Here is a 14,011-nt window from a genome sequence, read left to right as displayed (position 1 = left end):
CTTATGACCGACCGAAACGCCGACCTGTTCTTGATCTATCCGCCCTGGCCGGTGCTGGACGACCGGGCCATTTTGCAAAACAGCCTGCCGCCCCTGGGCCTGCTGTCGATCGGCGCCTATGCCGAGGAGCTGGGCTATAAGGTCGTGGTTTGCGACGTGCATGGCGAGAAGCTGGGCGAGGAGGAGCTGCGTTCCCGGCTTTTGAAGCATCGCCCGCGCCTAGTTGGCATTAGCGTGCTGACCAATATGAGCCTGCCTGCCCATAAGATCGCCCGCATCGCGCGTGAAGTGCTGCCGGACGCCATGATCGTGGTGGGCGGCGTGCATGCCGAGGCGATGCCCGAACGCATGCTGAAGAACGGCGCCATCGATGCCGTGGGTCGCGGCGACGGCGAGGAAATCGTGCGCGCCCTGCTGGAAGGCCAGCCATTCTCGGAGATCGAGGGCTTAAGTTATCGCAAGAACGGCGCCGTGATTCACAATCCGCCCCGCGCCGTCAACATGGATCTCGACCGCTATCCCTTCCCTGCCTATCACCTGGTCGATTTCGCCAATTATTTTCCCGCCGTCGGCTCGTATCGCAATCTGCCCGCCATCAACATGCTGATGACCAGGGGCTGTCCAGGCCGCTGCGCCTTTTGCAATTCGGCCCGCACCACCCTGCGCGCCCGTTCGCCCGAGCGCGTGGTGGAACAAATCAAGCTGCTGCGAGAAAAGTTCGGCATCCGCCAGATCCAGTTCTACGACGACACCTTCACCGTCTTCAAAAAGCATGTGCTGGATTTCTGCGAGCGCTTGAGCGCCGAAAATCTCGGCATCACCTGGACGGCTTATATCCGCGGCGATTGTTTCTCGGAAGATATGGCCATCGCCATGAAGAAGGCTGGCTGCCATCAGGTTCTGATGGGCATCGAGACGGGTTCGGAAAAAATCGCCCAGAAGATCGGCAAGCCCATCGACCGCGCGCGATACAAGGAAACAGTGGATATCGCGCACAAGCATGGGCTGGAGGTGCGCGGCTCCTTCATCATCGGCAATATGGACGAAACCTGGGAGACGATGCAAGAAACCCTGGATTTCGCCCTGGAGCTGGATGTCGATCTGTTCCAGCTTAATATCTCGACCCCTTATCCCGGCACCGCCCTGTACAACGAGGCGTCGGAAAAGGGCTGGATCAAGCATCACAACTGGTATTCCTACGGCCAGGGCGATGTGCTGGTGACGCAGCCGCAGATTTCCGACGCCGACATCTTCCGCTTCGAGCGCTATGCCTTCCGGCGTTTCTATCTGCGCCCCAAGGCGATGTTGCGCATGTTAGCCCGTACCGCCAACCTGCGCCATTTGCGCGATTACTTCCTGGCCGCCACCGTGCTGCTGCTGGGCAAGCACAAGAAGCAGCAAGATCACGACGTCTGGTCGTGCTGGAAGAACTTGAAGGAAGAAGATTTCCTGGATACGGCGTTGGACGTAGCCGAGCCTTTGCGCATGACCTTCGAATTGCGCCAGAAAGCGGAGTTTGCATGAGGGCGGCATGGCTGAGGGCGAGGACCGCGCCTTTGCTGACCGGGCTAGCGGCGCTGCCCTTGATGGCCTTTGCCTTTTACCACTCGCTCCGTTACGGATTGCGTGGCTTCAACAATGCCGCCGACATCGTCTTCTACGGCGGTTGGCAGGTCGCCAACGGCAACCTGCCCTATATCGACTTTTTTGTTTCCTATGGCGCCGTCCAATATCTGATTCAGGGCGGACTGATGCATTTGTTCGGCCCCTCCTGGCTGGTCTATTGCGCTCATGCCGCCGCCTTCAACGCCGCCTATGCGCTTTTAGTCTTGCTGCTGCTGAAGCGCTTCGGCCTGTCGCTCTGGATGGCCTTCATCTATGCTTGGTGCGCCGCCATCGTCTATTACCCGGTCATGGGCTATCCGCAACCCGACAAGCATAGTTTTCTATTTCTGATTCTGGGCTTGGTGCTGCAATTGACGGCGGCTAAGGACTCGTCGCAGAGAAAGACGGCGGCGCTCTATGCCGGGGCGGCGCTCAGCTACGTCGCCGCCTTCTTTTGCAAGGCCAATCCCACTTTGCTGTATCCGCTTGTCGGGGCGGCGGCCCTTCTGGGCTTGTCGGGAAAGCGGCAATGGCTGGCGGCGCTAGGCGGCGGCTTTGCCGCGCTGGGCGCTGTCTTGCTTTCAGGATTGCTGATCGAGGCCGTCTATCCCGGCTTCATGGACAATCTTGTCTTCTACATGATAACGCTGCCCGGAGAGATCGCCAAAGAGCGGTCCGGAGGCTCGTGGCCAATTTTGAAGCTGGGGGACTATGCCCGCTTTCCCAGCTTCACCTTGTCTTACGCCATTCTTGCTGCGGGCCTGACGCTTTTGGCGCTAAGGCTTCGCCACGTCATCGACGAAACCTTCCGCCAGACAGTTCTGCTGCCTTTGCTGCTGGCATTTTGTTTTGTGCTGATCACGGTGTTTCACGTCACCCACATAGGCCAACCGCCTTCCGCGCACGTCGTTTTGATCGTGCCTGCCATCGCCCTGGCGCACGCCGCCCTTCTCAAGGGATTGAACGATGGCGCTGCTGTCGATTTGGCCCGGCTTGTTTGCTCCGTCCTGATTCTGGCCTTCGTGGCCATGGATGTCAGCGAATACAATCGCACCGTCGTCAAGCGCCGCGTTTCGTACGACCTTGACTTTGACATTTCAGCCATGCAAGCGCGCGGCGCATCCGGACTGCCTGAACTGGCCCATGTGGAATATGTGCCGCTAACCGCCAATTCCACCTACCTCGAGGCATTCGCCGATGTTCAATCCGAACTGAAGGCGCTGAACGGCAATGTCATGCTGCTGGGTCTGTCGCCATGGCACTACGCCTTTGCCAAGAAGCAGCCGGTGCTGCCAGCCATCTATGTCATACCGGGCCACTCATCGCCCAGGGAAGACAGCGCCAAGGAAGCGCAGCTGGCGGAACGTTTGGCGCGCAATATGGAAAGCGCCGACGTCAAGACGCTGATCATGCGCCCTGAATTATCCGACAACGTTCTACGACTGCTAGACGGCGATAGGATGGTTTGCGGCGTCGAGGTGAAAAAGCATCTTGCGCGCGTCGATCTGTGCCAGCCGTTCAAGGCGACCTCGACGAAGGCCGCCCTCAACCTTCTTCGTCTGGCGAGTTGACGGGACATGTGCGGCATTTTCGGTTGGGTGGCAAAATCGGAAGGATTGGAAGCGGATAAGATCGCCGACGCCAGGCAGGCGACCGCCAAGCTGGCCCATCGCGGCCCGGATCATCAGGGTGAATGGCACGACAAGTCCGTCTTCATGGGCCATCGACGCCTGTCGATCATCGATCTTTCCCAGGCGGCGCATCAGCCATTCCAGGGCGTCGATGGCCGTTTCGTTTTGGCCTATAACGGCGAAGTTTACAACTACCTCGAACTGCAAGACGAGCTGAGAAATGAAGGCGAAGTCTTCGCCACTCATTCCGACACCGAAGTGGTGTTGGCCGCCATCAGGCGCTGGGGAACCGGGGCGCTTTCGAAATTCGACGGCATGTTCGCCTTCGCCCTGCATGACAGGCAAAGCGGACGCCATCTGCTGGCCCGCGATTTTCTGGGCCAGAAGCCGCTTTACTACGCGGTGACGGAAAAGGGTCTGGTCTACGCTTCAGAATTGTCGCCGTTGTTGGAACTGCCGGGATTTTCCTTTGCGCTGGATCGCGCAGCCTTCAGGCGCTTCTTGCTGCGCGGCTATTACGGTTGGGATGAAACGCCGATCCGAGAAATCAGAAAGCTGCCGCCCGGCCATCTGCTGTTTTATGAAAACGGCCAAGCGCGACTTGAACGCTACTGGCATTCGGTTCCGGGCGAAAACAGTCTGGACATCGGCGAGGACGAAGCGGTGGCGGAACTGGACCGGCTGCTCGCCCGTTCGTGCCGCGAAGGTCTGCGTTCCGATGTGCCCTATGGCGTGTTTCTTTCAGGCGGCATAGATAGTTCACTGGTGCTGGCCTATTGCCATGACGTGCAACCCGACATCCGGGCCTTTTGCGTGGGCATGGGCGAGAAAGATTTCGATGAGAGTTCGAAGGCCGACTTGATGATCCGTCATCTGGGCATCAAGCAGGCCAAGACCTTCATCATGGATGGCGAGGCGGTGCAGGCCAGCCTGGAGCGCGTTTTTACAACGCTGGACGAGCCGCACGGCGACCCAGGTTACGTCAACGCCGCCTTCCTGGCCGCTTCGTGCCGCCCACATCTGACGGTGGCGCTGGCAGGCGACGGCGGCGACGAATTGTTCGCGGGCTACGCCCCTTTCGCCGGATTGCTAGGGGCGGCGCTGCTGGCGGCGCTGCCTGATTTCATGATCGCTCTGATCAAGCGGTCTGCGCGTCTTGTTCCCGCCAGCGACACTTATCTGAATTTGCGTTTTAAGCTGGATGCCTATCTGCGGGGCTTTCCTTCATCCGATCCCGAACGCTTCGACCGCTGGCTGTCGGGGATGGACGAAAGCGACTGCCGCGCCCTAAGCGGCGATGCTGGAAATCCCTTCGCGGATTTGCCGCATCTGTTGAAAGCAACGGCCAAAGCTGGCCGTCTCGACCAACTGTTGCATTATTATCAAACCCTGTTCCTGCCCGAATTCGTTTGTCTGCATACCGACCGTGCCGCCATGCGCTCTTCGCTTGAAGTGCGCGCCCCCTTGCTGTCGCGCCCCTTGATCGAATTCGCCAACCGGCTGCCCGCTGGCATGAAGATGCCTAGAGGAAATCTCAAGCATCTTTTGAAGCGGCTGGCCGAGAAGAAAGGTTTGCCTCCGGCGATCATCGCCCAGAAGAAGCAAGGTTTCACCTTTCCTGTGGCGCGATGGTTGAAGGGACCCTTGAAATCCAGACTGCAGGCGTTGACCTTGCGCCCCGGCTGGTCGCAGGGCTTGATCGATCAAGATGTTCTTGGGCGGATGATCGATGAGCATCTGGCGGGAACGGCCAATCACTACCGCACGCTCTATCACCTCATGGCCTTCCAGGCTTGGCGCGAGCGCTATCCCACTCTTGGCCTATCGGATCACTGACATGGACGATCTTTTTTTCCAAACGGATTTCGTGGCGGCCAACGCTTGGCGGATGATGGGGCTGCAAGATGCCAATCCGCTCTCGCCCAGTTTCGGCTGCCTTCACTTGGCCTATTGGCGCGACAAGACCTCGGAATTTCCAGATGTCCGATTTCAAGAAGGCGGCGCGGCGCTTGGCCTGTTGTCATTGCCCGCCTTCGACGAATGGCGGGCCAAGGGGATGCTGGCCTCATCCGAGGAATTGTACCAGGGCTTTCGCGCTGCGTTGTTGAATTGGCAGGCCCAGCAATATCCCGAAGGCTGTTTCGACGAATGGTACAAAGGCGAGCGCGGTTTCGCCGCCACCGAATTCCCCATGATCGCCTTTGGCCTGTGTTCGTTGTTAATGGGCGAGCATGTGAAAGCGCCCGAGCGCAGAATCCTGATCGATGTCATGACCAAGGCCGGTCATTGGTTGGCGTTGCGCCATGACAAGGTGAAGGCCAATCACGAAGCGGCTGGGGCCGCCGCCATGGCGCTGGCCTGGAAGGCAACCGGCGAAGAGACTTTCCTGAAAGCGGCGCAAGGCATGATGGCTGACACATTGTCGCGCCAGACTGAAGAAGGCTGGTTTCCCGAAGTGGGCGGCATGGATCTCGGCTATTGCTCGGTGCTGCTGGATTACGCGATGCTGTATGTCGAGGTTACGGGCGACCAAAGCCCGCTGCCCGCCATGCGCAAGCTGTTCGCCTTCATGGCGCCGCATATCGAACCCGATCTCACCATCATGGCCGAGGCCGGACTGTGTCTCAATCCCTATGTGTCACGACTGGGCTTCGGCCTGCTGTCAGCCCATGACGAAGCAGCCGCTAGTCTGACGGGAAACTTGCGCGAACAAAGCCCCGGCCTTCAGGGCCTGACCCCTTATCTAGCCGACGATCTGCGCTTCGCACGCTGGAGTTATCTGCCGCTTTGCTGCTGGCTGATGAAGGATGGTTTTAAGACGGCAGCGGGCGGCATGGCCTATCCGCAGGGCTGGACGAAACGCCAGAGCGCAGCCATCGCCGCCTATCACCAGAATGACCTGCATGTTTTCTTCTCGCCCGCCGGCGGCGGGGCCGTGCGGGTTTATCACGGTCAGCGCCGCTTGCTGGACGATCCGGGATTGGCGGTGACGGGAGCGGGCGGGGGATTTAGTGGCGGCGGCTATGATCCTGAACGCGCTGTCGCTTGGGAAGGGAACGGGGCTGTGCTGACCTCGTCTTTGGGGCCTGCCGGATTCTTCTATCCCAGTTTTCTGTCGCGTCTGATGTTGCGGCTGGGCTGTATAACGCCTTGGTCATCGCGGCTGCTGCGCTCGTTGATCGACGCCTATCGTCTTAAAAAACGCACCGCCATCAACCAGTCGGCGGCCCCCCTGGCTGGCGAGGGCGGATATGTCTTTACGCGGACGATTGCCATCGAAGACCGCCAGGTAGCGATCAGCGATGAGTTGCAAGGAGCGGGCGGCGTTCAAGTTCTGTGCTTGGCTCGCGATGCGAACGGATTGATTGCGCCCGAGCCGATGGCGATGGCCTCTGAGAGACTGCGCCTTGCCAAGGCGGTCGAGGCAGATGGCCGGGTGACCTTGAGGATCGTTTCGCCGTGAGCGAAAAAGCCGATTCTTTCCGGCGTCAAGCCGCTCTATGATGCCGCCCCATGAAGACCAAACCCTTGCGGACTGACAGGACATGAGCGCCAGACCCGATCCGGTCTGGCGCCGCCTGGGGGCCTGCGCTTATCGCCTGGGGGTCAATTGGCGGACGATGGGCCTGCCGCCAGCCTTGCGCCAAGGCGCTGCCCCCTGCCTTTGGTATGGCGGGGCCAGGGCGGGAGCGGCGGGTGGGCCTGCCCTGAAGCTGGCCAAGCTGGCGGCGATCTTTCCGCCGGCAAAGCGTCATTTCAATCTGGCCTATCTGCTCAGCAACGCTCCTTATCTGTCGCCTGCGTCCTTTAAGCGCTTGCGCAAGGCGGGCGTCAAGACGGCGCTCAATCAGAACGGCGTGTTCTATCGGGCCTGGTTTGCTGGCGATTGGCGGGCGCGCAATCTGCAAATGGCGATCGCCCATGAATGGGCCGACCATGTCTTTTACCAAAGCGAATTTTGCCGCCGCGCCTCCCTGAAATTTCTGGGTCCGCGCCCCGCGGGCTGGGAGATTTTGTACAACGCCGTCGACATCGACGCTTTCACGCCAGCCGCAGAGCAAGAATCGTCGCCGTTTCTGTTTCTCGTCACCGGCAAAATCGACGCGCATCAAGCCTATCGTGTCACCCAGGCCCTAGAGGGGCTTGCGCTGGCCCGTGGGCTTGGATTGCATGCCGGGCTGATCGTGGCCGGCATTCTGGACGACGAAGTCAAACGCCAAGCCCAGGTGATCATCGACCGTCAGTCGCTGCAAAATTTCGTGTTGTTGCCCGGCCCTTATTCGCAAGCGCAAGCGCCCGGCCTTTATCGCTCGGCCCAGGCCTATCTGACGCTGACCCATCAAGACGCCTGCCCGACGGGCGTTCTCGAAGCGATGGCTGCGGGCCTGCCCATCATCCATCCGACATCCGGCGGCGTGCCGGAGTTGGCGGCTGAGGCGGGCATCGCCATCGAAACCGGCGAGGATTGGGACAAGCCCTTGATTCCCAGCGCCGACGCGGTGGCGAAGGCCATGCTGAAGGCGGCGGCAGAGCGCGCAACCTTGTCGCCGTTGGCGCGAAGCCGCGCCCAGGCACATTTCAGTTTCGACGCCTGGATCGAGCGCCATCGGCGGGTATTTCAAGACTTGCTGGAGCGGACATGAGCGAGCCAGTCGTCAGCATCGTGATCCCTTGCTACAACGGCGGCGCGGACTTGCCCGAAACCCTGGCCTCGCTCGAGCGTCAGACCTTCAAGGATTTTGAAGTCATCTTGGTTGACGACGGCAGCACGGATGCGAAAACGCTCGCCTATCTGCAAAGCCTGCCCAGGCATATTCGCCAAATCCGTCAAGACAACAAGGGATTGCCCTCAGCGCGCAATCATGGCATGCGGGCGGCGAGAGGGACGTATTTATTGCCGCTCGATTGCGACGATTGTCTGGAACCGTCCTTTCTGGCCGATGGGCTGAACGCCTTGCAAAATCACCCGGACGTTGGCTTCGTCTTCGCGCAGATGCGCCTGACCGGCGATCTGCAAGGCGAGACGAAAAAATGCTTCAATCCCTTCGCCCAACTTTTTCTCAACCAATTGCCCTACTGCCTGTTGATGCGAAAAAGCGTCTGGGAAAAAGCGGGCGGCTATGATGAAACCTTCCGTCTGGGCTATGAGGATTGGGAATTCAACATCCGCCTGATTGCGCAAGGCCAGCGCGCCGCCGCCATCGACAAGCCCTTGTTCGTTTACCGCGTTCGGGCGGGCGGCATGCTGAACAGCGTGTCCAGAAGCAGGCACGCCCAGTTGTGGCGGGCCATTCAGCAAAAGCATCCCGGTCTCTATCGCTTGGCGTCCCTGATGAAAATGAAACGGGCCTGCGACGCCGCACCTCTTCCCTATCCGGCGATCTTCTTGCTGGGGCTGCTGGTCGCTCATCGGCTGTTGCCAGATGCCTGGTTCAACGCGCTCTATGCATGGCTGCTGGGTTTCTCGGCGGCCAGGCGCGCGGGCTAGGGGGCAAAATGTGCGGCATTGCGGGATTGCTCAGCCAGGACCCTCGCCAGCTTGAGGCGCGGATTAAAGCCATGACGGCGGCGATAGGTCATCGCGGTCCCGATGGCAGCGGCGTTTGGAGCGATCCGCTGAACGGCGTCGCGCTGGGCCATGCCCGCCTGTCCATCCGCGATCTGACACCTGCGGGCGCGCAGCCCATGATCTCGGCCTGCCAGCGTTTCGCCATCACCTACAATGGCGAACTTTACAATGCCGACGAGTTGAAGGCTGCCCTGCCGGGCCGGATGTGGCGGGGCACGTCCGACACCGAGATTTTGCTGGAACATTGCGCGGCCTTTGGCCTAGCCCAGACGCTTGAAGCCGCCAACGGCATGTTCGCCTTCGCCCTTTGGGACCGCGAAAGCAAAACCCTGACCCTGGCCCGCGACCGTTTCGGCATCAAACCGCTTTATTGGGCTAAGGGCGGGCAAGATTTTCTGTTCGCTTCCGAGCTGCGCGCACTTTGCGCCGATACGAATTTCAGCCGCGATCTGGACGAGGAGGCGCTGGCGGCCCTGCTGCGCCTGGGTTATGTGCCGGATCCCTTGTCGATCTGGAAGGCGGCCAGGAAGCTGGAACCGGGATCGCTTCTGACGCTGACGCCGGGACAGGAACCCGCGATCCATCGCTGGTGGGATGCTGCAACCGCCATCCGGGCGGGCGTGGCCCGCCAAGGATCGGTTGGGCAGGACGGTCTGGCCGAGGAAACCGAGGCCTTGCTGCAAGACGCCATCGGGCGTCAGACGGTGTCCGACGTGCCCATCGGCGTGTTCCTGTCGGGCGGCATCGATTCCTCCACCGTCGCCAGCCATCTGGCCGCCAGGGCGGGGGACGGGCTGGACAGTTTTACCGTCGCCTTCGACGAGACGGGCTATGACGAAAGCGGTTACGCCAAGCGAATCGCCGATCATCTGGGGTTTCGCCATCACGAGCAACGGCTGACCGCTTGCGACGCGCTGTCCATCGTGCCCGAACTGGCGCGGATCTATGACGAGCCTTTCGCCGACTCGTCGCAAATCCCCGCGGTTTTGATCTCGCGTTTTGCAAGGCAAAAGGTCAAGGTGGTCTTGTCGGGCGACGGCGGCGACGAACTCTTCGCAGGCTACAACCGCCATCGTTTCGCGTTTCAAGATTGGCCAAGGCTGCAAATGATCCCTGGACCGATGCGCCAAGCGCTGGCCGGACTGGCCCTGGCCCTGCCACATGGCGTCTGGGGGGCGCTGGGGACGTTCTCGGGCCAAAAACTGTTGGCCGAGAAGATGCAAAAACTGGCGGCGATTCTGCCCTTGCGCACGCTTGATGCGGCTTATGATTGCTTGCTTGGGCAAGGGCTTCTAGAAGGGGAAAGCCCGCTTGCCATGACGAAGGCCAGCCCCTACCCTGTGCCTCCGTCAACCATCTCGGACTTGGATCTTCATCCGCTGGACCTTATGCAGCTTAAAGACATCCGCCACTATCTGCCCGGCGACATCCTGACCAAGGTTGACCGCGCCAGCATGGCCTGCGGGTTGGAAGTGCGCGTGCCGCTTTTGGACCATCGGCTGATCCCCCTGGCTTTTGCGCAAGGCCCGCATCAGCGCTTTCAGGACGGCCAGGGCAAGGCGTTGCTGCGCCGAATTTTGCAAAAGCGTCTGCCCGCCCATTTGTTCGAAGGTCGTCCCAAACAGGGCTTCGCCGTTCCCATCGATGAGTGGCTGAAGGGTTCATTGAAGGACTGGGCGGGCGATCTTTTGGGCCGCGCCAAGAGCAGCGGCCTGTTCGATGCGCGCGTCATCGATGGCTGGTGGGCGGATCATCAGACGGGACGGCGCAAGCGCCACCATGCCCTGTGGTCCTTGCTTATGTTCCAGTCCTGGCGCGAGGAACGCTAGCCGCATGCCCAAGCTGCTCTATCTCGTCACCGAAGATTGGTACTTTTGTTCGCACCGACTGGAAATCGCCAAGGCGGCCAGGGCGGCGGGTTTCAAGGTAGTCGTGGCGACGCGCGTCCAGTCACATGGACATCTTATCGAGGCCGAGGGATTCAAGCTGATCCCCATCCGCATGCGCCGCAGATTCGGAAGTCCCTGGCAGGAATTGAAGACGCTGGCCGAATTGGTGCGCATCTATCGCCAGGAGCGCCCCGACATCGTGCATCACGTGGCGTTGAAGCCGATGCTGTTCGGATCATTGGCCGCGATGATCGCGGGTCTGCCGGGTGTGGTGAACGCGGTGGCGGGCATGGGCTATGTCTTCACCTCGTCCAGCACGCATGCCCGGATTCTAAGGCCTTTTATCCAAACCTTCCTGCGCCTGCTGCTCAACAACAAGCGCACCTCGCTGATTTTGCAAAACGAAGACGATCTTGCTCTGTTGCAGGATTTGGGAATCGTCGAGCGCCAGCATGTTACGCTGATTCGCGGCTCGGGCGTCGATATCCGCCATTTCACGAGTCTGTCCGAGCCGGAGGGCGAGATCACCGTCGCCATCGTGGCGCGCATGCTGTGGGACAAGGGCGTTCACAATCTTGTCGAGGCGGTGCAACTGCTGCGCCGCAAGGGCGTTCCCTTGCGGCTGCTGCTGGCGGGCGATCCCGACCCCGACAATCCCGCTTCGATCCCCATCCAGCAGCTCAAGGCCTGGAACGACGATCCGGGAATCGAGTGGATGGGTTATGTCGAAGATGTGCGTGACGTTTGGAAGCGGGCGCACATCGCCTGCCTTCCTTCCAGGCGCGAGGGTTTGCCGAAAAGCCTGCTTGAGGCTGCGGCTTGCGCCCGCCCCATCGTGGCGACCGATGTGCCGGGCTGCAAGGAAGTGGTTCGCGAGGGAGAAAACGGGTTCCTGGTGCCCTCGCGCGATGTGCAGGCGCTGGCCCTGGCCCTGGAGCGCTTAGCCCTAGACGCCCAGCTGAGAAAACGGTTTGGTCAGGCAGCGCGGTGCCAAGCCGAGCAGGACTTTCGCGATGAACTGGTCATTTCGCAACATCTTGATCTTTACAAGCAAGTGGTCAAGACGCGCTCTGCCCGCTCTGACGACAAAGGCCTCGACATTCTGTTCGTGGCGGATAATTTTCCGCCCGAGACCAATGCCGCCGCGACGCGCGTTTTCGAACGCGCCTGTTATTGGGTGAAGTGGGGCCATCGCGTCACCGTGCTGACCTCGGCGCCCAATTTTCCAACGGGGCGGATTTTCCAGGGTTATGAGAATCGCTGGCATCAGGTGGAGACCATGGCTGGCATCCGGGTGGTGCGGGTCAAGACGTTCATCACCGCCAATGAAGGCGTGATGCTAAGGACGCTGGATTTTCTAAGTTTCATGGTCAGCGCATTCTTCGCGGGACTCTTCGAGCGCAAGCCCGATGTGGTGGTGGCGACCTCGCCACAGTTCTTCGCCGCCATTTGCGGTTGGATGCTGGGCGTCTTCAGGTTAAGTCCGTTTGTCTTCGAGCTGGGAGATCTCTGGCCGCGCTCGATCATCGCCGTGGGCGCCATGAAGGCGCCTTTGGCGCTTCGGCTCATGGAAAGGATGGAGTTGTTCCTTTACCGCCGCTCGGCGGCGGTGGTGGCCCTGACCCACGCCTTCAAGCGCGACCTGGAAGAGCGCGGCATCATATCTGAAAAGATCGATGTCGTGCGCAACGGCGTCGATCTGCCCCGCTATGCGCCCAGGGCGCGCGATCTCGATCTGGCCAGGCAATGGGGCCTTGATGGCAAATTCGTCCTTGGCTATGTCGGCACGCACGGCATGGCGCATGGCCTGATCAATGTGCTTGATGCCGCCGAGATTCTGAAGAATGAAACGGGCTTGGCGTTTTTATTGGTCGGCGCCGGGGCCGAGCGCCAGATGTTGATTGATGCCGCCAAGGCTAGGGGATTGACCAATGTGGTCTTCATGCCCGCCCAGCCCAAGGACGCCATGCCGGTCATTTGGAGCCTGCTTGACGTTGCGCTGGTTCATCTGAAAAACGCCGAGGCCTTTGCCGAAGTGATTCCCTCCAAGATTTTCGAGGCCATGGGTATGGGGCTGCCCATTCTTCTGGCCGCACCCGAAGGCGAGGCCAGCGCCATCGTGCTCGAAGATCGGGCCGGACTTTGGGTTCCCGCAGGCGATCCAAAAGCGTTGGCAGAGGCAGCGCTTCGCCTTAAAAACGACGCAGGCTTGCGCGGTCAATTGGCCGAGCGCAGCTTGGCCTCGGCGCCGCTGCACAGCCGCGAGCGTCAGGCCGAGGAGATGATGGCGGTTCTAAATCGCGTGACGGGAAAGTCATGACGCCCATTCTGGTTACCGGCGGTGCCGGATACATCGGCAGCCACATGGTTCTCGCCTTGCAAGAATGCGGGCGTGAAGCCGTCGTGTATGACGACCTGTCCACCGGGCGCAAAGAATTGTTGCCCGCTGGCGTTGCGCTGGCGGTGGGCGACATTCGAGACACCGCCAAGCTGAGGGAAACGATTAAAGCCCATGATTGCCGCGAGGTTCTGCATTTCGCGGGCAAGATCGCGGTTGAGGAGTCCGTGCGCGAGCCGGAGCTGTACTGGTCGGTCAACACGGATGGCACGAAAAGCCTGCTCGACGCCTGCAAGGCGGAGGGGATCGGACGCTTGATCTTCAGTTCGACGGCGGCGGTGTATGGCGAGGGCCGAAACATGCCTTGCGTCGAAAGCGACGCAACACAGCCCTGCAATCCATATGGCGCATCCAAGCTGGCAGCCGAGAATCTGATCCGGGCGGCGGGAGAGGCGTTTGGGCTTCGCCATGTCATCTTGCGCTATTTCAACGTGGCCGGGGCCGACCCTAAGGGGCGTAGCGGACAATGCGGCCCGCAATCGACCCATCTGATTCGCGTGGCTTGCGAAGTCGCGCAAGGAAGCAGGTCCGGCATGGAAATCCACGGCACTGATTATCCGACGCCGGACGGCACCTGCCTGCGCGACTACATCCATGTCACCGATCTGGTCGATGCGCATCTGGCCGCACTCGGCCATCTGGAAGCGGGCGGCGAGAACCTCACCTTGAACGTCGGCTACGGCAGGGCAACGTCGGTGCGCGAGGTGGTGCGCGCCGTCGAAAAGGCAAGCGGCAAGCCGCTTAATGTCGTGGAGGGACCCAGGCGCGCCGGCGACAGCTCCATCGTGATTTCGGATGCCGACCTGATCCGAAAGAAATTGGGATGGGTTCCCAAACATGACTCGCTAGACGAGATCGTCCGTTCCGCCCTGGCCTGGGAGGGCCAGCGCAAGCAGAAATTCTCGGATTCCTGATTCTG

9 protein-coding genes and 1 pseudogene are annotated in these 14,011 nt (G+C 60.6%); all 10 read left to right on the top strand.

Going from position 1 to position 14,011, the window contains the following annotated elements; all coding sequences use genetic code 11:
• The first annotated feature begins 3 nt into the window (after positions 1-3).
• On the top strand, positions 4-1,524 hold the full coding sequence (locus tag HQL44_05555; protein ID MBF0268036.1) for a radical SAM protein: 1,521 nt from the start codon (positions 4-6) through the stop codon (positions 1,522-1,524).
• Positions 1,521-3,176, top strand: coding sequence for a hypothetical protein (locus HQL44_05550; protein ID MBF0268035.1), 1,656 nt, complete (start codon positions 1,521-1,523; stop codon positions 3,174-3,176). Before HQL44_05555 ends, HQL44_05550 begins: the two co-directional genes overlap by 4 nt.
• Before the next feature lie 6 nt (positions 3,177-3,182).
• A complete protein-coding gene (gene asnB, locus HQL44_05545; GenBank protein ID MBF0268034.1) occupies positions 3,183-5,072 on the top strand; it encodes an asparagine synthase (glutamine-hydrolyzing) in 1,890 nt (629 codons plus the stop codon).
• 1 nt (position 5,073) lies between these two features.
• On the top strand, positions 5,074-6,699 hold the full coding sequence (locus tag HQL44_05540) for a hypothetical protein (protein MBF0268033.1): 1,626 nt from the start codon (positions 5,074-5,076) through the stop codon (positions 6,697-6,699).
• Positions 6,700-6,781: 82 nt separating this feature from the next.
• Complete coding sequence (locus tag HQL44_05535; protein ID MBF0268032.1) at positions 6,782-7,879, top strand: glycosyltransferase family 4 protein; 1,098 nt, start codon at positions 6,782-6,784, stop codon at positions 7,877-7,879.
• Positions 7,876-8,724, top strand: coding sequence for a glycosyltransferase family 2 protein (locus HQL44_05530; GenBank protein ID MBF0268031.1), 849 nt, complete (start codon positions 7,876-7,878; stop codon positions 8,722-8,724). Before HQL44_05535 ends, HQL44_05530 begins: the two co-directional genes overlap by 4 nt.
• Before the next feature lie 8 nt (positions 8,725-8,732).
• Entirely contained in the window at positions 8,733-10,634 is a 1,902-nt protein-coding gene (gene asnB / locus HQL44_05525; GenBank protein ID MBF0268030.1) for an asparagine synthase (glutamine-hydrolyzing), read from the top strand.
• A gap of 4 nt (positions 10,635-10,638) precedes the next feature.
• Positions 10,639-11,760, top strand: a pseudogene (locus HQL44_05520) (glycosyltransferase family 4 protein).
• On the top strand, positions 11,749-13,014 hold the full coding sequence (locus HQL44_05515; protein MBF0268029.1) for a glycosyltransferase family 4 protein: 1,266 nt from the start codon (positions 11,749-11,751) through the stop codon (positions 13,012-13,014). The pseudogene HQL44_05520 and the gene HQL44_05515 overlap by 12 nt, the downstream one beginning before the upstream one ends.
• Complete coding sequence (gene galE / locus HQL44_05510) at positions 13,011-14,006, top strand: UDP-glucose 4-epimerase GalE (GenBank protein ID MBF0268028.1); 996 nt, start codon at positions 13,011-13,013, stop codon at positions 14,004-14,006. The genes HQL44_05515 and galE overlap by 4 nt, the downstream gene beginning before the upstream one ends.
• The last annotated feature ends 5 nt before the right edge of the window (positions 14,007-14,011 follow it).

It is taken from the genome of Alphaproteobacteria bacterium, assembly GCA_015231795.1.
In the GTDB taxonomy this organism is placed as follows: domain Bacteria; phylum Pseudomonadota; class Alphaproteobacteria; order Rhodospirillales; family WMHbin7; genus WMHbin7.
The sequence above is the reverse complement of the archived record's forward strand: the minus strand, read 5'-3'. Positions and strand labels throughout refer to the sequence as shown.

Excerpts from the sequence above, each read along its gene's own strand:
- HQL44_05555 (MBF0268036.1), top strand. The coding sequence starts at position 4 with ATGACCGACCGAAACGCCGACCTGTTCTTGATCTATCCGCCCTGGCCG.
- HQL44_05550 (MBF0268035.1), top strand. The coding sequence starts at position 1,521 with ATGAGGGCGGCATGGCTGAGGGCGAGGACCGCGCCTTTGCTGACCGGG.
- asnB (MBF0268034.1), top strand. The coding sequence starts at position 3,183 with ATGTGCGGCATTTTCGGTTGGGTGGCAAAATCGGAAGGATTGGAAGCG.
- HQL44_05540 (MBF0268033.1), top strand. The coding sequence starts at position 5,074 with ATGGACGATCTTTTTTTCCAAACGGATTTCGTGGCGGCCAACGCTTGG.
- HQL44_05535 (MBF0268032.1), top strand. The coding sequence starts at position 6,782 with ATGAGCGCCAGACCCGATCCGGTCTGGCGCCGCCTGGGGGCCTGCGCT.
- HQL44_05530 (MBF0268031.1), top strand. The coding sequence starts at position 7,876 with ATGAGCGAGCCAGTCGTCAGCATCGTGATCCCTTGCTACAACGGCGGC.
- asnB (MBF0268030.1), top strand. The coding sequence starts at position 8,733 with ATGTGCGGCATTGCGGGATTGCTCAGCCAGGACCCTCGCCAGCTTGAG.
- galE (MBF0268028.1), top strand. The coding sequence starts at position 13,011 with ATGACGCCCATTCTGGTTACCGGCGGTGCCGGATACATCGGCAGCCAC.